Consider the following 18,380-nt stretch of genomic DNA (forward strand, 5'->3'; position numbering starts at 1 on the left):
AGCGGTCGAATTCGACGATGGCGTTGAGGATCTCCTCCTTCGTGGGGAGATTGCGCGTCTTTTCCAGAAACTGGGTCTCGATGAGCTGCTGGATGCCCGGCTCGCGGTGCCGGCGGAAGAAGGTCAGGTAGACGATGATGATGAACAGCGCGCAGACGACGATGCCGATGACGATCAGTTCGTTCATGTGTTGCGACAGGTAGCCGGAAAACGATTGCGTCAGCCAGTAGTCCATGATCCCAGTTCTGATCGCGGCGTTGCGGTTCGGGGCTTCGTTAAAACCCAACTAATATACATGTTCCGCCGGGCGTTGTCAAAAAAAATGCTCGGCGGGAAGCGGGGCCGATTCAGTCGCCGTCGCGGTCGGCTGGGGGCGGATCCGCCCAGCGGATGATCCCGTAATCGCCCATGGTGCCGCGGCGCGCATCCGTGTCCGGCCGGGCGTCGGGGTCCGTCGCCTGGTGTCGGTCCCGATGGCGCGGCCAACAGCCGGCGTGAATCTTCTCGCCGCACGCGGGGCACAGGAGGATTCGGACGCCCGCAGGAAATTTCTCCCCGCCGCATTCGCCGCAACGGAAGCCGGCGATCCCCATCAGGCGTCCTCCCCGTCGCGGAGGGCCAGCCGGAGCGCCTCGAGCTCGCGGGCCAGTCGCCGCAGCCGGCCGTGCAAGCCGACGATGTAACCGAAGAGCAGCAGCAGAATGAAGCTGTAAGCCGCAAACAGGTAGCCGTTCATCTGTCATTCCCTCTCGAGCAGTATCCGGCGCAGGCGCTGGGTCTCCAGCCGCGCCCACTCCACCCCTAGGCGCAGCCGGAACAGCAGCGCGAACAGCAGAGTGAACGCCACGCACGAGGCGATCAGGGTGTGGACCATCTCCGGCTCCAGGTTCATCCCCTGGCTGGAGACCACCACCGGGTGCATGCTGCGCCACCAACGGATGGAGAAGAAGACGATGGGGATGTCCGCGAAGGCGACGACGGCGTAGACGGCGCTGAACTGGCGCATCCGGGGGCTCTCGGGCAGGCTGCCGCGCAGCACAAGATACACCAGGTACATGAGCCAGAGGATCAGCGAGGAGGTCAGGCGCGGATCCCACGTCCACCAGGTGTTCCAGACGGGCCGGGCCCACAGCGGCCCGGTCACCAGCACGATGGTGGTGAACAGGACACCGATCTCGGCTGCGGCCGCCGCCCAGCGATCAAAACGCAGCCGGCCGCGCCACAAATACAGGATGCTGCCCGCGAACACCACGGTGAACGCCACCATGGCCAGCCAGGCCGAGGCCACGTGGAAATAGAAGATGCGCTGCACCTCCCCCATCTCGCGCTCCCGCGGCGCATAGAGGAACACCATGTAGAGCGCCCCCACCAAAGCAGCCGCCGTCAAGGCGACCAGCGCGGAAAAGCCAGCGCGACCGCCGGCGGGGGAGGCCGTCCATCTATCGGGGTGTCGGATGTCCGTTGTCATGCTATCGGCCGGATGTCGGGATGCCGGCCCGCGCCGGCGATTCGTCAGGCGGTTTCCTCGACGACATAACGGAAGACCGCGTAACATACTACCACGAAGATCAAGTCGAAGCCGGCCAGCAGCCGCACCCAGGGGATCCAGCCGGACGCTGCCGGTGTCTGGAGCAGCAGCGCGGTGGCCTTGACGCCGGCGATGACCACCGGCACGATCACCGGGAACAGCAAAATGGGCAGCAGCACTTCGCGCAGGCGCAGGCCCATGGTCATGGCCGAGAAGAGGGTGCCCACGGCGATGAAGCCCACGTTCACCAGCAGGACCACCAGCAAAAACGGCAGGAAGCCGCCGGCGAACCGGATGTTGAAAAAGACGATGAAAACGGGCAGGATCAGCGCCTCCATGGTGGTCTGGAACGCCAGGTTGGCGAGGAATTTCCCCAGAAAGATCACGCCGCGAGGCACCGGGGTCAGCAGCAGGCCGAGCATGCACCCTTCTTCGCGCTCGGTGGCGAAGGCGTTGGCCAAGCTGAGGATTCCAGCGAACAGAAACGCCACCCACAGGATGGCCGGGGCGCTCTCGCGCGCCGCCCGGGAGCCGGGATCGAAGGCGAAGTTGAACACCACGATGACGATGAAGGCGAACAGGAGGGTCGTCAGGAAATTCTGGCGGGTGCGCAGCTCCAGGCGGAGATCTTTCCAGGCCACCCAGGCGGCGAGGCGCAGGATGTTCACGACGCCCCTCCATGCCGGCTCACGGCGTCGAGGTAGAGCGCCGCCAGACGGTCCGGCCCCGTTTCGGCCGCGGCCACCTCGGCGCGGATCCGGCCGCTGACCAGCACGAGGATCCGGTCGCCCAGCTCGGCGGCGTGCTCCAGCTGGTGGCTGATCATCAAGATCGTCCGACCCTCCCCCTTGAGCCGGTGGAGCAGGTCCCGGAGGATCACCGCGGCGTGTTGGTCCAGGCCGGTGAAGGGCTCGTCCAGCAGCACCAGCTCCGGCTGGTGCTGCAGGGCGCGGGCAATGGCCAGCCGCTGCTTCATGCCGCGGGAATAAGTCCGGACCGGTCGGTCCGCGGCTGTCGCCAGCCCCATCCCCGCCAGGCTGGCATCCAAGGCGGCCGGATCGTCGGGCCGGTTGTAGAGCCGCGCGAAGAAGCGGAGGTTCTCCCGCCCGGTCAGTTCGGGGTAGAGAAAGAGCTGGTGGGAGATGTAGCCCAGCGCCCGTCGGAACTCGAGGTCGCGTCCGCTCACGTCCTCGCCCCGGAACCGAATCGTCCCGGAGCTGGGCCGCATGACGCGGGAAATGCAATTGAACAGGGTGGTCTTGCCGGCGCCGTTGGGCCCCACCACGGAGAGGAACGTCCCCGGGGCGACATCCAGGCTGATGCCGCGCAGCACCGGCACATCGCCGAAGTGCTTGCGCACTTCCCGCAAGGACAGGACTGGTACGCCGTCGTCGGGCATTCCGGATCGCTCGCTCGGGCTATCGGATCTCGCGCCGCCGGCTCTCCAGCTGCGCCTTGAGTTCGGCGTATGGTTCGTCCGGCAGCTTGCCGGCGCGCCGGTCGTACTCCAGGTCGGCCAGCGCCGCGTCCAGTTCCTCGCGGTCGGCCGCCGGCGGGATGTCGTCCGCAGCGGCCGTTGCCGCCGGCATCCCGCCGAGCAACGGCCACAGTACGTAGAGCACCGCGGCGATGACGATGGCCAGCACCAGCAGCGACGGGATCATGACGCCTCCTTGGTCGGCAGTTCCTGGAGCAGGGCGCGACGGGACCGCGGCAGGAGCGCCAACAGCCCGCCCAGGGTGATCACGATGCCCCCCGCCCAGATCCAGAGCACCAGCGGGTTGATGAGCACCTTGAAGTTGGCCCGGCCGGACAGGCTGAGCGGCGAGAAGATCACGTACAGGTCGCGGACCGGCGTGCAATGGATGGCCACCTCGGTCATCGGCTGCTCGAACAGCCGGTGAAAGTGCTTTTCGGGCCGGAGCGTCGCCGCGGTCCGGCCGCCCTCCCGCGCGTAAAGCTCGGCGCGGAGGATCTCCTTCTCCGGATCGGCATCCCGGTCGAAGCGCTCGTAGCGGATGGTGTACGGCCCGGCCTCAAACGACTGCCCCGGCTCCACGGTGGCGTCAAACGACTGGCTGAAGTAAGCCGAGCCTACGACGCCCATGCAGAACACCACCACGCCCAGATGGACCAGGTAGGCCCCGTAGCGGCGGGTGTTCTTCCGGAGCAGGTTCGCCAGCGCCGCGCCGAACCCCTCGCCCGTGGTCTGCCGGCGGATCCACGCCGAGCGCGCCACGTCGGTGACGATGGCCGCCGCGGCGCCCAGTCCGAGGCCGGCCAGAACCGCCGCGGAGAGGTGTCCCCGCAGCCAGACCGCCATCGCCGCGAAGCCCGCCAGGCTCACCGCCAGAAACACCAGCACGGGCTTCAGGAACGCCGCCGCCGCGGCCCGGTACCAGCCCACCACCGGGCAGACGCCCAGCAAAACGAGGCAGGCGATGGCGAACGGCATGACGGCCGCGTTGAAGAACGGCGTCTGGATGGCGATTTTCCGGCCGCCCGCCAGTTCGGACAGCGTGGGCAGGATGGTCCCCGCCAGCACCACGACCAGGAAGCCCATCAACAGCAGGTTGGTGAGCACGACCAGTCCGTCCTTGGAGCGGAAACTGTCAAGGGGCCGGTCGGGCGCCAGCAGCTGCCGGCGCCAGGCGATGACGCCGCCGGTCAGGGCCAGCATCACCGCCATGAAGATCAGGAAGTAATACCCGATGGTGGAGCGCTCGAAGGCGTGCACCGACTCGATGAAGCCGCTCCGAGTGATGAACGTGCCGAAGATGCACAGCAGGAATGTGAGCGCCACCAGGAACGCATTCCATTTTTTCAACACCCCGTGGCGTTCCTGCAGGATGGAGGTGTGCAGGAAGGCCGTCGCCGCGAGCCACGGGATGAACGAGGCGTTCTCCACCGGGTCCCAGGCCCAATAGCCGCCCCAGCCCAGCTCCACGTAGGCCCACTGCGCGCCGAGGATGATCCCAACCGTGAGGAACAGCCAGGAAAACACCGTCCAGCGGCGAATGATCTTCAGCCCGTCGGGCGGTATGGCGCCGGCAGCCAGCGCGGCCAGGACAAAGGCGAACGGCACCGTGAAGCCCACGTAGCCGACGAACAGCATCGGCGGGTGGAAGATCATGCCCACGTTCTGGAGCAGCGGGTTCAGGCCCCGCCCCTCGGCGATCGCCACGTCCAACCGCTGGAACGGGTTCGTGAACAGGAGCAGGAGCAGGTTGAAGAACAGACCCGAGGCGGCCGTGATGAGAATGAAGGGCGGGACCACCGCGGCGTGGCGCCGGCGGAATCCGGCCAGCGCCCCTGCGGCGATCAGCAACAGCAGGAGCAGCCAGAGGAGGAGTGAACCCGCCTGGCCGGCCCAGAAGGCGGTGATCCGGTAGACCAGGGGCAGCGTCGTGGAGGTGTAGCTTGCCACGTATTCCAGCCGGAAGTCGTTCCGGACCAGCGCCCAGAGGAGAAGCCCGGCGGCGCCGGTGGCCAGGGCGGCCGCGGCGTAGATGGCCCGGCAGGCGGTGTCGGTCCACGCGGGCCGGCCGGTCCGGAGCCTCACCACCGCAGCGGCGACGGCGTAGAGCAGCAGGACGAACGTGGCGACGATCAGGAAATTGCCCAGCAGCACCATAAGCTCTGCCTGTCAACGACGGATGTCAGGACTGTTCCGGCGCCTTCTCGTACTTCGAGGGGCATTTCAGCAGGATGGTGGCGGCGTCGAACTCGCGGCGTCCGGGCTTGAGGTCGCCTTCCACGACAACGGCCATCCCCTCCTTGAAATTGTCAGGGATCACCCCCTGATAGTGGACCGTCAGGGCGGGCCGGCCCACCTGATCGGCGATCTGGAAATCCATGGCCAGCTCGTCCGCAGCCCGCCGGACCGAGCCGGGCACGACGGTGCCGGTGACCCGCACGCCCCGTCCGCCGTCATGCGCCTGGCCGGCCAGCACCTCGTCCACGGTGTGGTAGTAGACGGTGGTTTCCTGCAGGCCCGAGTAGATCAGGTAACCCACCACTCCGACGAACAGCACAACGATCAGGATCAGTTTCAGCTTGGCCATCCGGCGCTCCGCGAACTAGATTGGGGACCGGGCGAGGAGCTCCCAGTCGATCCGTCCGGCCTCGAAGACGGGACCGTCGGCGCATACCCGCAGCATGGCGGCGCCGCGGTCATCGCGTACCGGAATCGTGCAGCCCAGGCACACGCCCATGCCGCAACCCATCCGATTCTCCATGGACACCCACACCGACCGGCCGGCCGAGGCACCGATGCGGTGGACGACAGCCATCATCGCATTAGGGCCGCAGCAATAGATGCGGTCCGCGGCATTCTGTTTCAGGAAGCGCTCGACGGGTTCGGTGACCAAGCCCCGTTCCCCTAGGCTGCCATCCTCGGTCACCAACCGGACGTCGGTACCCGTCTCGGTCGCCAGGAGCTCGCGCAGCGGCAGGTCGGCCGCGGTGCGCCCGCCGTAGAACAACACCAGCTGGGCTATTCCGCTAAAACGGCGCAGGCAGAAATAGAGCGGCGCGATGCCCACGCCACCGCCCACCAGGATTGTCGTCCCACCGACCGGTGGCTCCGGGAACGTACCGCCCAGCGGGCCGTGGGCGAACAGCTTGTCGCCCGGCTGCAATCCGGCCAGCAGCCGTGTGCCCCGGCCCACCTGTTTGATCAGAAAGAGGATCTCCCCGTCCGCACCGGCGCCGGGCGCGTCCAGTACGCTCAGGGGGCGGTTCAGCAACGGATCGGCGGACAAGGAGTGTCGGGGCAGGCCGAGCATGAAAATCTGCCCGGGCTCGACCGCGGCGGCAGCCTCCGGCGCAGTGATGCCAAGAAGGAAATAACCGCCGGCGAGCGTCTCGCACCGGGAGACCTGGACGTCACGCGCGCGGGCGGTGGTGGATTCTTGCATTCGCTCCATCTTGGTGGTATATCTGACACCACGATGTAAAATTCAACCGCCGATTATATCGCAATTCCGCGAGGGGCGGTAGCGGCATTCCGTTTGGCGAGGAGGCGACCATGCAAGACGATTCGGCCCAGTTCGCGAAGATCCGTTTCGAGCTGAAAGGCCGCCTGGCCCACATCACCTTGAACAATCCGCCGGACAACCTCCTGTCGCTGCAGTTGCTGGGCGAATGGAGCGAGCTGATGGAGTCGGTCGCCGGCCAGGCGGAAACGGCCGCTCTGCTTGTGTCCGCCTCGGGTCCCAACTTCATCGGCGGCCTGGACTTCTCGGAACACACCCGGGAGATGGTGTTCTCCGCTCTGGAGCGCTTCCGCAACATCTGCGAGTTCCTCCTCAACGTGGAATACCTCACCCTCGCTCTCGTCGACGGCAAGGTCCGCAACTGGGGCTGCGATCTGCTCCCCTTCTTCGACCTGGTGCTGGCGAGCTCCGCAGCCACCTTTCAGTACGACCATCTGGCCATCGGCACCTTCCCCGCGGTGGGCACGATCATGCTGGGGCAGTCGGCCGGATTCGCCGCATCGCTCCAGACCTTCCTGGAGGGTCACGAGATGACAGCCGCCCAGGCCCTCGAACTGGGGCTGGTAGCCCGGGTGCACCCGCGCGAAGAGCTCGTGGTCGATCTCAAGAAGACCCTGGCCCACCTGTCCACCATCAGCACGCCGGTAACCGGGCTGATGCTGCGCAACCTGCGCCGGGCCAAGCACGAGAACTTCCAGCGTTTCATCGACGAATCGTATACCGACTACCTGAATATCCTGACCGACCTGGAGGATTTCAGCGAAGGCGTCGCCGCCTGGATGGACCGGAGGCCGCCGGCCTGGAAAAACCGTTGAAATCTTTGTTTTACGGGTGTTTCGGGCTGTAATGGTCCTTGACATGAATTATTGGGCCGTGATACTTTTAACTATGCCGTCATCGGCCGGGCAACTTATTCTAAAAACTGGATAAACCAAATGGCACTGATTGGGAATCTCAAGGAAGTCAATCTGGTCAATCTGATTCAGTTGAACTGCCTGGAGAAGAAGACCGCCAAGTTGACCTTCAACTACCGGGGGAAAATCGGCGTGATCTACTTCGAGAACGGCGACATCCCCCACGCCCAGTTCGACAACCTGGTGGGCCCGGAGGCCGTTTACAAGGCGATCCACCTGACGGAAGGCGAATTCAAGATCGAGGACGGCATCCGCACCAACATCAAGACCAACGAGATCAAGTGGTCCGAGCTGATCCTCGAAGGCATGCGGATCTTTGATGAAAGCCAGGCCGGTCAGGACCAGGTCCACATCAAGCTGATCAAGAACCTGATGCAAATCGACGGCGTCCTTGCCGCGGTCACCCTGCTCAAGGACGGAACCCCCCTGTCCAACAGCAGCTTTGAGGAAGTGGAACTCTATGCCCAGATTTTGTCGTTTTGCGCGGCCAAGCTGCAGAACGTCGGCAAGAATTCCGGCATCAGCTACTTCGACAGCGTCACCGTCAACTTCAGCGACAAAACCCTGATGTTGGTGGACCGGGATCCCCACCTCATCGGTGTTTTTTTCAATCCGCAGGCCAACCTGAAACTGGCTGAGCCCCAGGTGATGAAGGAACTTCAAACCTATATCAACGAGCGGCAATAATGATCATTCCGAAGGGGAAGCCGGTTCATAAGGAACTCAGCTCCTATTTTGTGGACCTTGGCAAACTGCTCGAGGAACTCAAGGGCAATTCGTTTTCCGGTCTCATCGAACTGGTGGGGGTCAAGCACGAAGGCGAGATCCTGCTCGAAGGCGGCGCCGTGGCCAACGTCCGGATTCGCGGGGATGTCAACCTGCTGGGTCGCCAGCACCTGGGCGCCATCCTCCAGATCGGCCGCAAGGAAAACCTCCTCATCTCCACCTACCAGCTCCCCCCGGAAGCCGTTTTTTTCATCTCCCGCTACCTGGGCAGCGAGAAGATCCACGAAAACGTTTCCAGCGAGTTCACCGACCCCAAGAAGCTGCTGAGCCGCCTGGAAAGCGATCCCAACGACCACTTCGTGGAAGTGATTTTCCAGAAGAATATCGGCTACGGCCTCCTGTTCGTCCAGGACGGCCAGCCGGTGGACGCGCTGATTTCCCTGCTGGGCAAGGATCTGATCGCCGGTTCGACCGCGATCAAGGAGATCATCGAGGGATCCCGCGACCTGGGCGCGACGTTCAACGTCTACCGCGCCACCGAGCAGGAAGCCGAGCCCACGCCGGCGGAGGTGGAGATCACCCGGGATGAGGTCCAGGCGGTCATGGAGACGCTGCTGAACGAATTCCGGAAGGATTTTCCGGCCGACAACAAGCGCGGACTCGATTTCAACCATCTCTTCCGGGAGTCCTGCCTGGAGCTGGCGGACAAGTTTCCCTTTCTGGATCCGTTCGCGGCGGAGTACACGTTCCAGGACAGCCGGCTGGAGCTGCGCGCGGAGGAAAAGCCCAGGGTGATCGCGGAAGCCACGTTCCGGCTCATCCGGCACGTTCTGGAGAAGATGATTGCGGCCCGGGTCGCTTTCCCCCTCGAGCCGTTCCGCGAGCGGACGCGGGCCCTGCTGGCTGCGGATCACGCCTACGCCGCGTCCAGCCTGGATTTGGACAAGTTTTACGAAATTCTCAAATAATGGACAGCCATGGAAGATCTACTCGGTAAATTCGTGGATGAAGTCAGCACCGTCATGGGCGTCCGCTCCGCCTACCTGGTGAACAACCGCGGCGAACTCCTCTTTCCCCAGACCGAACGGCTGGGCCGCGCCAACCTCACCGCCACCGGGGCCCTGGAGCTGGTCCAGTGCCTGGGTGTCCTCGAGCTGCCCGGCGACGAGATCATCGAAGCCGAAGTGAATTTCGTCGAAGGCAAGCTGATCGTGTACAACAACGTGCGCCTGCTGGTCCCCACCAAGCTGGGCGTGCAGGAGACCATCCTGGTCCTGCTGGGTGACAAGAACCTCAACAAGGCCCACCTGCGGATGACCATGAATGTCGCGCTGTCGAAGGTGGTCTCCGACAAGCGCTACAAAAAGCTGGCCCAGCCGGTGCGGATACGCAAGACCTCGGTGCTCTCGCGCGAGAAGCTGAACGAGAAGGAGTTTGCCCAGGCGGAGCGGATCCGCCAGATCGTCGGTTAATTCTTCCGGAAGGGTTGTGAATTATGAGCGAAACCCTAAAAGGGAACCTGAGCCAGTTGAAGTTGGTGGAGATTATGAAGATCCTCTGCAATAGCCAGCGGACCGGCAAGCTGTCGCTGCAGCGCGGCGAGGATAGCGGTGACGTGTATTTCCTCTCCGGCGAAATCATCCATGCCAAGTACAACACGGTCATGGGCGAGAATGCGGTGTACGCGCTGCTGTCATGGACCGACGGCATCTTCACCTTCCTCCCCAACATCAGCGTCAAGAACAAGACCATCCTGACCGGTGCCCAGGACATCATCCGCCGCGGCGAGCAGATCGACGCCGACTGGCTGGAGATCCGCAAGGTGATCCCCCACACCAACCTGGTCTTCAAGATGAGTTACGGGACCCCCAGTGAAATCTCGCTCAACGCCACTGAGTGGAACATCCTCCGTCACATCAACGGCATCGACAGCGTGAGCGAGATCGCCGGCAAAGTGGAACTCCCGATCCTCGACGTGAGCAAGGCGTTCTGCAAGCTCTTCAACGCCGGTTTGATCGAGATGATGGGCGAGGCGGTGACCCGGGAGGAGCGCAAGGTGGGGATCGACCCCGGCATCTTTCAGCTCATCGAGCGGGAGATGGCCAAGGTCATCGGCCCGCTGGCCCCCATCGTGATGGACGATCACATCGGCAACCTCGGCGAAGCGCGCGAAGCGTTTCCCAAAGACAAGCTGCCCGAGCTCATCGAGCTGCTCAGCGGCGAAATCAACGACCCGAAGAAGATGATCGACTTCCAGCGCAACATGCTGGAAATCATCAAGAATGTCTGACCGATTCCCCTGGCGAGGTGAACTTTGAAACTCACAATCCGGACTAAACTGCTGGGTTTATCCCTCTTTGCCATCGTGATCCCGCTGATCATCTCCGCCGCGGTCATCGTGGTGATTGTCACCCAGAAGACGCTGGACGAATCCCTGGGCAAGATCCGCGCCAACTCGGACATCGCCACCACCCAGTACGCGCAGCGGATGAACGAGATCAAGGAAAACACCAAGCTGCTGGCCATCAACGCGCTGCAGTACGATTTCATCACCACGATCAACCCGGCGGCGGCCCCGCCGGCCGCGGCCGGCCAGTCCGACCTGGAACGCCGCAAGGCGATCAACGTGCTGGAGATCGTCAAACAGCAGCTCCGCATCGATTACCTGACCCTGACCGACGGCCGGGGTCGCGTGCTGTACCGCGTCAACAACCCGAACCAGCGCAACGATGACCTCGCCGCCATGGATCCGATGCTGCGCGAGGCGCTGAGCAACCGCAAGGTGGTGTACGGCTCGGTCAAGCTGCCCATCGACTACATGTCGCAGGAAAAGCTGGAGGACGCCTTGACGGTGGGCACCCAGAAGAAGCAGATTGAAGCCGCGCTCGGGATGGAAGTGGTGGTGCCGCTCATCATGGGCGAGGAGGTCCGCGGGGCGCTGGTGGCCGGTGACGTCCTCAACAACGACAACCAGCTGGTCGACCAGCTCAAGCAGATGGTCTACAAGGAAAACATCGAAGCGGGGTCGGCCACCCTGTACCTCGGGGAGACGGCCGTCGCGTCATCGCGCAGCGGCGCGACCGGGCGTGGGGTAGGCGAGACGATCACCCAGGAGATCTTCAACTACGTTCTCAACCAGGGCAAGGAGTTCATCGGGACCGAAACCATCGGCGAGATCAGCTACGTCAGCGCCTACGTCCCCATCAAGGACATCTCGAACCAGATCATCGGCATCTATTCGGTGAGCGTCCGGGAGACCTGGTTCCGCCAGTTCCAGAACTACATCCGGAACTTCATCATGATCGTCATCGGCGCGGCCATCCTGTTCTCGGTGCTGCTCACATACATCGTCGCCACCCGCATGACCAAGCCCATCGAGATGATCACCGAAGCCGCCAACAAGATTTCGCTGGGCGATCTGGACGTCCCGATCCAGGTCAAGACCGGCGGCGATGAGATCGGCCGCCTGGCCGATTCGCTGGACCGCATGCGCATCAGTTTGAAGTCCGCCATCGAGCGTCTGCGTAAACGCTGACGCCCATACGCGGAACGCCGGCAAACCACACACCGGACCTCCGCGTCCGGTGTTTTTTTAATGCGCCGAGGAGGAAGAGCATGAGCCAGACACTGTTCATTCTGGAGAACAACCAACAGGTGGGCCCGCTGTCGACGCAGGACATCGGGGCCATGATCCAGGCCGGCCGGGTCAACGGCGAGACCTTCTGCTGGGGTGACGGGATGCCCAACTGGCAGCCGCTGCGCACGGTGCTGCCCCAGCTGTTCCAGGCCGCGCCCGCGCCCGTCGCGCCGGTTCAGGCCGCACCGGCCGCCGCCTTCCAGGGGGCGACCCAGTTTGAGGTGCTGAGAACCGAATACTACAAGATGCCCAAGATCACCATCCAGCAGGCAGAAGTGGTGCTGGAGGCGGGCGCTCTCCACTACATGGTCGGCAACATTGAGATCGAAGTCCAAACGCCTTCGGCCGGCGGCTTCATCAAGTCGAAGCTCACCGGCGAGCGCGCTGTCAAGCCGGTGTACCGGGGCAGCGGAACCATTTTCCTCGAGCCCACCTTCGGCGAGGTGAACATCCTGGAACTCCGCGGTGAGACTTGGATTCTGGACCGCGGCGCCTTCCTGGCCTGTGACCGCTCCATAACGGTGGACATGTACACCAACAAGGCGATTTCCGGCCTGTTCGGCGGCGAGGGCTTCTTTCAGACCAGCGTGGCCGGACACGGCAAGGTGATGTATAACGCGCCGGGGCCGGTGGAGACGCTGCAGCTCAACAACGAGGTGCTCACCGTGGACGGCAGCTTCGCCGTAGCCCGTACCGGCAACCTGGACTTCCGCGTCGAGAAGGCCACGAAGAAGCTGTTCAGCTCTTGGGCTTCGGGCGAGGGGTTCGTGAACGTGTTCCGCGGCACAGGCACGGTGCTCATCGCGCCGGTGCCCAACCGCTTCGTCACCCTCATCAACGAGTTCGGCGGCCTGCACGCCGCCATCAGCCGCATCGGCAAATGACCGGCCGGCGGCCGCCGCGGGATCCCGCGGCGGCCGTCAGGCGCCCGCTTCCCCCACCACCAAGTACAGATCCTCCGCCTCGCGCCAGATGACCGGGCCGAGGCGGGCGTCCGCCAGCATGCGGCTCACGACCTCCCGCGGCGGGATCATGTCGTGAGCCACCGCCGACCCCACGCCGGCATGGAAGGCGTTGAGTTTCTCCCGGCCGGTGAGGTGGCAGATGACCAGCCGGCCCGCCGGCCGCAGCAGCCGGGCCATGGCCGCCAGGGCCTCGGCCTTGCGGCTCAGGTGGGGGAAAAAATTATAGAGCAGCACGGCGTCGAAGGCGCTTGGGCAGAAGCACGGCCGGTGGGCGTCGGCGAGCACCCAGCCGGCACCGGCCGCCGCCGCCCGGTCGCGGGCCTGGCGCAGCATGGGCAGCGAAAAGTCCATCCCCACCACCCGGCCGTTTGCCCCCACGAGGTCCAGCACCACCGGCGTGATCCGCCCGGTGCCGCAGCCGGCCTCCAGGATCCGCTGCCCGGGCCGCAGGCCGGCTTCCGCCAGCACCGTCCGCAGGCGGGGCAACTCACCGGGATCCTGGTAGTCGGCGTCCCAGCCGTCGGCGTGATAGTCGAAGAAGGCCCGTTTGTCGGCATGCGTTTCAGTCATAACGGGTCGCCTCCCGGCGCCGGAAAATCAAGACGACAAAGAACACGGCGCAGAGCACGACGATCACCATGGCGCCTGTGCCCACGTTCCACCAGGCCGACAGCAGCACGCCCGCGAGGCAGCCGCCCGCGCCCAGCGCGGCGCTGGCGACAAACAGCCCCGGCAGGCTGCGGGCGAACAGTCGCGCCGTGGCCGCCGGCGCGATGAGCACCGCGAAGATCAGCAGGCCGCCCAGCGCCTCCAGATAGACCGCCACCGCCACTCCCACCACCGTCAGCACCAGGCCCATCAGAAACGCGTCCCTGAGCCCCGCGGCGGCGGCCAGCTTCCGGCTCACCAGCAGCGCCCGCAGGCCGGGGTAGAACCCGACGACGAGCGCCGCGACCAGGACCGTGGCCCCCGCCATCCAGACCAGCCGGTCCGGTGGCAGGAGCAGGATGCTGCCCCACAGGAGGGCCAGCAGGCGGTTGATCTCCCCGCCCGCCAGGGACATCCCCAAGAAGGTCAGGCCCAGCATGGTGGAAAAGACGATGCCCACCGCCAACTCATGCTCCTGGCGGGACTTCTCGATGATGGGGCCGATGAGCCAGACCGACAGGCAAGAACCGGCGAAGGCGCCGCTCACCGGCGACACTCCCAGCAGGTGCCCGGCCACCGCCCCCGCCATGGCGCCGTGGGCCGCCGCCACGCCGGTGAACGGGATGCGCAGGCCCACAATGAGCACGCCCAGCAGGCCGCAGCCGGCGCCGCCGGCCAGGGCCGCCCACAGGGCCCGCTGCATCAGCGGGAGGTGCAGCCAGTCAGCCAGGTTCATGCCGGACCTCCCGGTAGCGCGCTCGCGGCCGCCAGCGGTCGGTCGTCCGCCAACCGGCCGTCCGTCAGGTGCAACATGCGGGTGGCCGCTTCCGGCGGTTCTTCGGCCTGGTGACTGACGAGGATCACCGCCAGACCCTGCTCTCGGTTCACCCGCGCCAGCAGCCGGGCGATCTGCTCCCGGGCGGAGCGGTCCAGGTGGTTCATCGGTTCATCCATGAGGATGAGCTGCGGCTCCTGGAGGAGGATCCGGGCGATGGCCACCTTCTGCAGCTCGCCGCCCGACAGCGCCGCCAGGGGCCGGTCCAGGAGCGGGGTGATGCCGATGTAGGCGGCGATGTCCGCCAGGCGGGCGGCGCGCCTGCGCCGGCTGCCGCGCCGCGTCCCCCATCCCCCGCACTGGGCCAATGCGGCGAACTCGCCCGCCCGGATCGGGATGCGCGTGTCGAACCAGGCCTGTTGGGGCAGGTAACCGATCCGGCGCCTCAGGGCCGGTCGGTTCGCCCAGTCCATGGGCAGCCCGGCCACGCGAACCTGTCCGGCGGTGGGCGTCGCAAAGCCGGTGATCGTCTCGAACAGCATGGTCTTGCCGGCGCCGTTGGGCCCGCGCAGCAGGATGAACTCGCGGGGCGCCACCCGCAGGCGGATATCCTGGAGGAGCCGGCGACCGCCCCGCTCCAGGCTCACGCCGGTCAGTTCAACGAGCGGCGGGGCGGACATGGCTGAGGGCTTCTCGGAGCGCGCGAGTCTGTGACTGGAAATACGCCAGGTAATCGTATTGCTGCGCCGGGTCCGTGGGAAAATTGCTGAGCACGACGTGCGGCCGGCCCCACTGTTCCGCCAGCCGCCCGGTGATGCCCGCCTGGTCCGACTGCCGGTTACCCACCAGCAGGTCCACGTCTCCCGGCGCCCGCCGGATCAGCTACGGCGACGGATCGGCGCCGGCGAGCCAGGTGCCGCGCACCTCGATCCCCAGGAATCGCAGGAATTCCGCCTGGCGGCTGTCGCAGACGACCGCCACTCCGCGGCCCAGCCGCCGCAGCTCGGCCAAAGTCGGCAGGGTCATTCGGCGTACGGAATCATCGGCCGCCACGTGGCGGGAGCGGATCACCGGCGCCTGCCGGGGAAACCGGCGGGCTAGAACATCGGCCGCCTCGGCCAGCCCCGCTCGATAATTGTCGGGGATGAGCGCGGAGCCCCGGTCGGCCAGCACGTCCAGCGTTCCCGGCAGGGCCAGGCCGGTCCAGCGGGTTCTGAGATCCTTTTGGAAGGCGTGGGTGAGGGCCAAGTCACAGCGCTGGATGGCCAAGGCGTCGGCGGGGGCCAGGTCGTAATGTCCCGGGCAGGACCCGGCCGGGACGAGCAGGTACAGCTCCGTCTCCGGTCCGGCCAGGCTGTGCACCATCGCGTACAACAGGGAGGACGAGACCACCACCTGCGGCCGCGGCGGCTCCGGCGCCGGTGTGGCGAACGATCCGCTGCAACCTGACGCCGCCAGCGCGAACAACAGGGCGACCGGCGTCGCCCAGCCCGTCGTCCGGGCGGTCCATGATCCGGCGGTGCGGGTGTCAGTCGCTCGATTCGGACGGCACAAACCGCTTGACCTCACTGTCACCAACTCCTATAGTGTTACCGATTTATTATACGTAACACGGAGTGCAATGTCCATGTCTCCGCGAATCGCCCTGATTTTTTGCTGGGCCGTTCTGGCCGCCATCACCGGTTGGGCCGTCGAATCATCGGCGGAACGCGAACCGGATGCGCCCGTGCCGCCGCTGCGCACCGAGATCGAGGTCCGCGCCGACGCCCCGATCGTGGAGGGCAACCACCTCGCCGCCGACGGGATCACCTTTTCCCGCGTCTCGCGGACGCAGTTGGACGACCTGATGGCCCACGACATTCTCACCGGCGTGCGCCGGGTGCCCGGCATCCTCATCTCCCGCTACAACCTGGTGGGAAGCTACGGCGGCGGCGAGGGCGGCACCCTGTTCATCCGCGGCATGGGTTCGGGCCGCCCCGGCGCCGAGATCCAGTTTCTCGTCGACGGCGTCCCCCGCGTGTCCGGCGTCTGGGCTCATCCCCTCATGGACGTGCTGGCCGTGGACACCATGGAGCAGATCGACGTGGTCAAAGGCGCATCCCCCGTCCTGTACGGCAACATGAGCTTCGGCGCGGTGGACATCCGCACCCGCCGCATGCTCCAGGACGGGCACGAACTGGAGCTTTCCGCGGCCGGCGGCTCCTACGGCACGCTGCTCACCGCCCTGAACGGCGGCTTCCGGCAGGGCCGGTTCGACACCTACGTCTCGCTGGGATACAAGCACTCCGACGGACACCGGCCCCGAGCCGACGGCGAGCTGCAGCACTACTTCGGCCGTCTGGGCTACGCGGTCGCCCCGGGCTGGCGGCTGGACCTGGCGGTGACCCATACGAACAACTACGCCCGCGACCCGGGCGTCGTCGACCTGCCGCCGCCGCCCCGCGCCCAATTCAACACCGACGACTGGCTCACAGTGGTCACGCTGGAGAACACGTCCGTCCGCTGGGACGGGTACTGCCGCTTCTACAGCGACAATGGCATGATCAGCTGGCAGCAATGGAACACCGGCCGGCAGCAGCCCGAGGACAGTGACACCGACTATCACAACTGGGGCTTCCGCGCCCGCCAGACGTGGCGCGGCAGCGACCGGGTGGCGCTGACGGCCGGTTTCGACTGGGATGACTACGGGGGCGATTTCACCAGCGTCATCGGCGGCGTGGCGGGCCCCACCCGGGGCGAGCGGTTTCGCAACGCCGCCCCCTATGCGCTGGCCAGCGCCGAGTTCGGCGACAGCACGAAGATCGCTCCGGTCGCCGGGTTGCGCGTCAACGTCAGCGATCCGTTCGGCACGTTCCTGGCCCCCCAGGCCGGTGTCAGCCTGATCCGTGGCGGCACCACGGCGCACGCCTCTTTCTCGCGAGGTTTCAACCTGCCCGGCGTGTACGCGGCCGTGTCGTACGGCCAGTGGGGCCAGGGCGACGCCTGGCGCGAGCTGGAACCGGAACGGGTGGTTCACCTGGAGGCGGGCGTGTCCCGGGTGGTCAACACATGGCTGCGTCTCGACGCCACGTTGTTCCACGACCGCGGCCGCGACGCCCTCCGCTTCACCGCCCCGCCGCCGCACTACGAGAACATCGCCGCGTACGAGCTCAACGGCGTGGAGACATCGGTCACGATATGGCCCGCCGACGCGCATCATCTGTTTGCGGCCTATACGTTCCTGGACGCCCAACCCCACGACACGCCCTACGCGCCGCGCCACACGATCGTCACCGGCTGGAACTGGAAACCGCTCCGGCGGGTCGACGTCTCGGTGGACGCCCAGTACATCGGCCGACGCTTCGCTGCCAATCCGCGCTATCCCGGCGCCCACGTCGCCATGGACGGCTTCGCCCTCGTCAACGCCCGGCTTGACCTCCACATCACCCCCGAGAGCTGGCGGGAGCGGGTGACGCTGTTCGGGGCCGTGGAAAACCTGACGGATACCGACTACGAATACCGCCCCAGCTACCCCATGCCCGGCGTTACCCTCCTGGGCGGGCTCCGGGTGACGATCCACTGACCCCGTCGGCCTCGCGCCCGCGGCGGACCGGACTCCGGCCGTCCGGACCATTTTTGATTTTTCCCCACCCCGGTGCTATAGTACCGGACCATGGAGCGGGAGAACCTGTTGGGCATGTCCCTGGCGGAGTTGACGGCGGTGCTGGCCCGCTGGGACCAGCCCGCGTTCCGGGCGCGGCAGCTCTACCACCAGCTCTACCGGCGCCAGTGCACGGAGCTGGACGCCATGACCAACCTGGCCAAGTCGCTCCGCCAGGAGCTGGCCGCCTGCTGCCGGATCAGTCTGCCCGAAACGGCCGCCCGGGCCGCGTCCGCCGACGGCTGTCACAAGTACCTGTTCCGGCTGGATGACGGCTGTCTTGTCGAGTCGGTCCACATCCCCGAGCCGGACCGTGTGACGCTGTGCCTGTCCACCCAGGTGGGCTGCCCCATGGGGTGCGCCTTCTGCGCCACCGCCGGCATGGCCGCCCGCCGCAACCTCGCCGCCGGCGAGATTCTGGGCCAGTACTTCCGGATCGCCGCCGACCTCGGCCTCCAGGGCCGGCCGGCCAACATCGTCTTCATGGGCATGGGCGAGCCGCTGCTCAACTACGATGCAGTTATGGCCGCCTTCCGGCTGTTCGTCTATC

Annotated in this window: 24 protein-coding genes; 9 read left to right on the forward strand and 15 right to left on the reverse strand. The window is 65.8% G+C overall.

Annotated features, from left to right (window positions below):
- The 10 genes from GX414_12240 to GX414_12285 all read right to left on the reverse strand — a co-directional run.
- The coding region (locus GX414_12240) for a hypothetical protein (protein NLI47865.1) at nucleotides 1–235 on the reverse strand (235 nt) is incomplete at its 3' end.
- A gap of 112 nt (nucleotides 236–347) precedes the next feature.
- The gene (locus tag GX414_12245; GenBank protein ID NLI47866.1) at nucleotides 348–593 is read right to left on the reverse strand and encodes a hypothetical protein; all 246 of its coding nucleotides are present in this window, start codon (nucleotides 591–593) and stop codon (nucleotides 348–350) included.
- Nucleotides 593–736: a CcmD family protein gene (locus GX414_12250; GenBank protein ID NLI47867.1), complete on the reverse strand. Its 144-nt coding sequence runs from the start codon at nucleotides 734–736 to the stop codon at nucleotides 593–595. Before GX414_12250 ends, GX414_12245 begins: the two co-directional genes overlap by 1 nt.
- A gap of 3 nt (nucleotides 737–739) precedes the next feature.
- A complete protein-coding gene (ccsA, locus tag GX414_12255) occupies nucleotides 740–1,468 on the reverse strand; it encodes a cytochrome c biogenesis protein CcsA (GenBank protein ID NLI47868.1) in 729 nt (242 codons plus the stop codon).
- Between the two features lie 44 nt (nucleotides 1,469–1,512).
- Nucleotides 1,513–2,196: a hypothetical protein gene (locus GX414_12260; GenBank protein ID NLI47869.1), complete on the reverse strand. Its 684-nt coding sequence runs from the start codon at nucleotides 2,194–2,196 to the stop codon at nucleotides 1,513–1,515.
- Nucleotides 2,193–2,927, reverse strand: a complete 735-nt coding sequence (gene ccmA / locus GX414_12265) for a heme ABC exporter ATP-binding protein CcmA (GenBank protein ID NLI47870.1) — start codon at nucleotides 2,925–2,927, stop codon at nucleotides 2,193–2,195. Before ccmA ends, GX414_12260 begins: the two co-directional genes overlap by 4 nt.
- A gap of 19 nt (nucleotides 2,928–2,946) precedes the next feature.
- Nucleotides 2,947–3,192: a hypothetical protein gene (locus GX414_12270; GenBank protein ID NLI47871.1), complete on the reverse strand. Its 246-nt coding sequence runs from the start codon at nucleotides 3,190–3,192 to the stop codon at nucleotides 2,947–2,949.
- Entirely contained in the window at nucleotides 3,189–5,162 is a 1,974-nt protein-coding gene (locus GX414_12275; GenBank protein NLI47872.1) for a heme lyase CcmF/NrfE family subunit, read from the reverse strand. Before GX414_12275 ends, GX414_12270 begins: the two co-directional genes overlap by 4 nt.
- A 25-nt stretch (nucleotides 5,163–5,187) precedes the next feature.
- The gene (locus tag GX414_12280; GenBank protein NLI47873.1) at nucleotides 5,188–5,592 is read right to left on the reverse strand and encodes a cytochrome c maturation protein CcmE; all 405 of its coding nucleotides are present in this window, start codon (nucleotides 5,590–5,592) and stop codon (nucleotides 5,188–5,190) included.
- A gap of 15 nt (nucleotides 5,593–5,607) precedes the next feature.
- Nucleotides 5,608–6,447, reverse strand: a complete 840-nt coding sequence (locus GX414_12285; protein NLI47874.1) for a dihydroorotate dehydrogenase electron transfer subunit — start codon at nucleotides 6,445–6,447, stop codon at nucleotides 5,608–5,610.
- 110 nt (nucleotides 6,448–6,557) lie between these two features.
- On the opposite strand from GX414_12285, the gene GX414_12290 reads away from it, so the two are divergent.
- The 7 genes from GX414_12290 to GX414_12320 all read left to right on the forward strand — a co-directional run bounded on the left by GX414_12290 (nucleotide 6,558) and on the right by GX414_12320 (nucleotide 12,686).
- Nucleotides 6,558–7,340: an enoyl-CoA hydratase/isomerase family protein gene (locus tag GX414_12290; protein ID NLI47875.1), complete on the forward strand. Its 783-nt coding sequence runs from the start codon at nucleotides 6,558–6,560 to the stop codon at nucleotides 7,338–7,340.
- A gap of 120 nt (nucleotides 7,341–7,460) precedes the next feature.
- Entirely contained in the window at nucleotides 7,461–8,126 is a 666-nt protein-coding gene (locus GX414_12295; GenBank protein NLI47876.1) for a DUF4388 domain-containing protein, read from the forward strand.
- On the forward strand, nucleotides 8,126–9,133 hold the full coding sequence (locus tag GX414_12300) for a hypothetical protein (GenBank protein ID NLI47877.1): 1,008 nt from the start codon (nucleotides 8,126–8,128) through the stop codon (nucleotides 9,131–9,133). Before GX414_12295 ends, GX414_12300 begins: the two co-directional genes overlap by 1 nt.
- Nucleotides 9,134–9,142: 9 nt before the next feature.
- The gene (locus GX414_12305) at nucleotides 9,143–9,637 is read left to right on the forward strand and encodes a hypothetical protein (protein ID NLI47878.1); all 495 of its coding nucleotides are present in this window, start codon (nucleotides 9,143–9,145) and stop codon (nucleotides 9,635–9,637) included.
- A gap of 23 nt (nucleotides 9,638–9,660) precedes the next feature.
- Nucleotides 9,661–10,455: a DUF4388 domain-containing protein gene (locus tag GX414_12310; protein ID NLI47879.1), complete on the forward strand. Its 795-nt coding sequence runs from the start codon at nucleotides 9,661–9,663 to the stop codon at nucleotides 10,453–10,455.
- A gap of 24 nt (nucleotides 10,456–10,479) precedes the next feature.
- Nucleotides 10,480–11,700 carry a HAMP domain-containing protein gene (locus GX414_12315; GenBank protein ID NLI47880.1) on the forward strand — a complete coding sequence of 407 codons (1,221 nt, stop codon included), beginning with the start codon at nucleotides 10,480–10,482 and terminating at the stop codon, nucleotides 11,698–11,700.
- An 80-nt stretch (nucleotides 11,701–11,780) separates the two neighbouring features.
- On the forward strand, nucleotides 11,781–12,686 hold the full coding sequence (locus GX414_12320) for a DUF4339 domain-containing protein (protein ID NLI47881.1): 906 nt from the start codon (nucleotides 11,781–11,783) through the stop codon (nucleotides 12,684–12,686).
- 36 nt (nucleotides 12,687–12,722) lie between these two features.
- Here the strand turns inward: GX414_12320 and GX414_12325 are convergent, their stop codons facing one another.
- From GX414_12325 to GX414_12345, 5 genes are read right to left on the reverse strand one after another with little or no spacing between them, the layout of a single operon-like run.
- On the reverse strand, nucleotides 12,723–13,337 hold the full coding sequence (locus tag GX414_12325) for a methyltransferase domain-containing protein (GenBank protein ID NLI47882.1): 615 nt from the start codon (nucleotides 13,335–13,337) through the stop codon (nucleotides 12,723–12,725).
- Entirely contained in the window at nucleotides 13,330–14,151 is an 822-nt protein-coding gene (locus GX414_12330; protein ID NLI47883.1) for a metal ABC transporter permease, read from the reverse strand. Before GX414_12330 ends, GX414_12325 begins: the two co-directional genes overlap by 8 nt.
- Nucleotides 14,148–14,870, reverse strand: a complete 723-nt coding sequence (locus GX414_12335) for an ATP-binding cassette domain-containing protein (GenBank protein ID NLI47884.1) — start codon at nucleotides 14,868–14,870, stop codon at nucleotides 14,148–14,150. Before GX414_12335 ends, GX414_12330 begins: the two co-directional genes overlap by 4 nt.
- Nucleotides 14,848–15,048 carry a hypothetical protein gene (locus tag GX414_12340; protein NLI47885.1) on the reverse strand — a complete coding sequence of 67 codons (201 nt, stop codon included), beginning with the start codon at nucleotides 15,046–15,048 and terminating at the stop codon, nucleotides 14,848–14,850. The genes GX414_12335 and GX414_12340 overlap by 23 nt, the downstream gene beginning before the upstream one ends.
- A gap of 24 nt (nucleotides 15,049–15,072) precedes the next feature.
- Nucleotides 15,073–15,744 (reverse strand): zinc ABC transporter solute-binding protein, encoded by a 672-nt coding sequence (locus GX414_12345; GenBank protein ID NLI47886.1) that lies wholly within the window; start codon nucleotides 15,742–15,744, stop codon nucleotides 15,073–15,075.
- Nucleotides 15,745–15,817: 73 nt separating this feature from the next.
- Here GX414_12345 and GX414_12350 point away from each other — a divergent pair, with 73 nt between their 5' ends.
- Entirely contained in the window at nucleotides 15,818–17,752 is a 1,935-nt protein-coding gene (locus GX414_12350) for a TonB-dependent receptor plug domain-containing protein (protein NLI47887.1), read from the forward strand.
- Between the two features lie 108 nt (nucleotides 17,753–17,860).
- Nucleotides 17,861–18,380: bifunctional tRNA (adenosine(37)-C2)-methyltransferase TrmG/ribosomal RNA large subunit methyltransferase RlmN (locus GX414_12355; protein ID NLI47888.1), on the forward strand; the 520-nt coding region annotated here is incomplete at its 3' end.

It is taken from the genome of Acidobacteriota bacterium (assembly GCA_012517875.1).
GTDB lineage: Bacteria > Acidobacteriota > JAAYUB01 > JAAYUB01 > JAAYUB01 > JAAYUB01.

Coding starts and splice junctions, on each gene's coding strand:
- GX414_12245 (NLI47866.1), bottom strand. CDS start 593: ATGGGGATCGCCGGCTTCCGTTGCGGCGAATGCGGCGGGGAGAAATTT.
- GX414_12250 (NLI47867.1), bottom strand. CDS start 736: ATGAACGGCTACCTGTTTGCGGCTTACAGCTTCATTCTGCTGCTGCTC.
- ccsA (NLI47868.1), bottom strand. CDS start 1,468: ATGACAACGGACATCCGACACCCCGATAGATGGACGGCCTCCCCCGCC.
- ccmA (NLI47870.1), bottom strand. CDS start 2,927: ATGCCCGACGACGGCGTACCAGTCCTGTCCTTGCGGGAAGTGCGCAAG.
- GX414_12270 (NLI47871.1), bottom strand. CDS start 3,192: ATGATCCCGTCGCTGCTGGTGCTGGCCATCGTCATCGCCGCGGTGCTC.
- GX414_12275 (NLI47872.1), bottom strand. CDS start 5,162: ATGGTGCTGCTGGGCAATTTCCTGATCGTCGCCACGTTCGTCCTGCTG.
- GX414_12280 (NLI47873.1), bottom strand. CDS start 5,592: ATGGCCAAGCTGAAACTGATCCTGATCGTTGTGCTGTTCGTCGGAGTG.
- GX414_12285 (NLI47874.1), bottom strand. CDS start 6,447: ATGCAAGAATCCACCACCGCCCGCGCGCGTGACGTCCAGGTCTCCCGG.
- GX414_12290 (NLI47875.1), top strand. CDS start 6,558: ATGCAAGACGATTCGGCCCAGTTCGCGAAGATCCGTTTCGAGCTGAAA.
- GX414_12295 (NLI47876.1), top strand. CDS start 7,461: ATGGCACTGATTGGGAATCTCAAGGAAGTCAATCTGGTCAATCTGATT.
- GX414_12300 (NLI47877.1), top strand. CDS start 8,126: ATGATCATTCCGAAGGGGAAGCCGGTTCATAAGGAACTCAGCTCCTAT.
- GX414_12305 (NLI47878.1), top strand. CDS start 9,143: ATGGAAGATCTACTCGGTAAATTCGTGGATGAAGTCAGCACCGTCATG.
- GX414_12310 (NLI47879.1), top strand. CDS start 9,661: ATGAGCGAAACCCTAAAAGGGAACCTGAGCCAGTTGAAGTTGGTGGAG.
- GX414_12320 (NLI47881.1), top strand. CDS start 11,781: ATGAGCCAGACACTGTTCATTCTGGAGAACAACCAACAGGTGGGCCCG.
- GX414_12325 (NLI47882.1), bottom strand. CDS start 13,337: ATGACTGAAACGCATGCCGACAAACGGGCCTTCTTCGACTATCACGCC.
- GX414_12330 (NLI47883.1), bottom strand. CDS start 14,151: ATGAACCTGGCTGACTGGCTGCACCTCCCGCTGATGCAGCGGGCCCTG.
- GX414_12335 (NLI47884.1), bottom strand. CDS start 14,870: ATGTCCGCCCCGCCGCTCGTTGAACTGACCGGCGTGAGCCTGGAGCGG.
- GX414_12350 (NLI47887.1), top strand. CDS start 15,818: ATGTCTCCGCGAATCGCCCTGATTTTTTGCTGGGCCGTTCTGGCCGCC.